The organism is Paenibacillus sp. 1-18, from assembly GCF_000520755.1.
In the GTDB taxonomy this organism is placed as follows: Bacteria; Bacillota; Bacilli; order Paenibacillales; family Paenibacillaceae; genus Paenibacillus; species Paenibacillus brasilensis.
Window position 1 is genome coordinate 1 of the sequence record NZ_ASSB01000033.1, and the last position, 802, is coordinate 802.

The window sequence follows — 802 nt, forward strand, 5'->3', positions numbered from 1 at the left end:
ACCGGCGGCAGTCCTCTGAGCTTTTGTTTGGTTCTTCGATGGTTGTAATAGTGTATATATTGATGTAGTTCTTGAATGAAATGTTCAATGGATTCAAATTCTTGAATATACAGAAGTTCCGTCTTTAAGATCCCAAAGAAATTCTCTACCACGGAGTTGTCCAGGCAGTTCCCTCGACGTGACATACTTTGTGTGACTCCTCTCTCAGAGAGCATATACTGATAGCGTTTTTGTTGATATTGCCACCCCTGATCAGAGTGCAGAATGAGATTATGTTGCTCTGGTAGCTTTTCTAAGGCTTTTTCGAGCATCTCTGTGACCATGGAGAGGGTAGGCCTTCTAAATACGGTGTAACTGATGATTTCTCGGTTATACAGATCCATTATCGGAGACAGATATATCTTTTGTCCAAACAAGTGGAACTCCGTCACATCAGTAACCCATTTCTTATTGGGTGCTGTCGCATTAAAATCTCTCTTCAAGACATTTGGAGCTATTTTCCCTTCGGCTCCTTTGTATGAACGATATTTCTTCCTACGAACCATACAATAAAGCCCTAACTCCTTCATTAAACGTCGAACTGTCTTATGATTGATTGGAGTCGTTTTGCGAATCTCCCTGGTCATAGTTCGGTATCCTGCTCGACATTTCAATTCATCATTAAATACACGCCACATTTCTGTTTTCACATCGGCGTACTTATCAGGCTTGTTCCACTTTTTCACGTGATAATAGTAAGTGCTTCGAGGAATGCCTGCAATGTTGACAAGCTCTTTGACGTTAAAATCATGCCTTAGCTCGT

General features: G+C 41.1%; 1 protein-coding gene. It reads right to left on the minus strand.

The genetic code is table 11. The features are described from left to right. Nucleotides 1–802 (minus strand): IS3 family transposase (locus L693_RS27575; protein WP_049825032.1); only part of this gene is annotated, 802 nt, incomplete at both ends.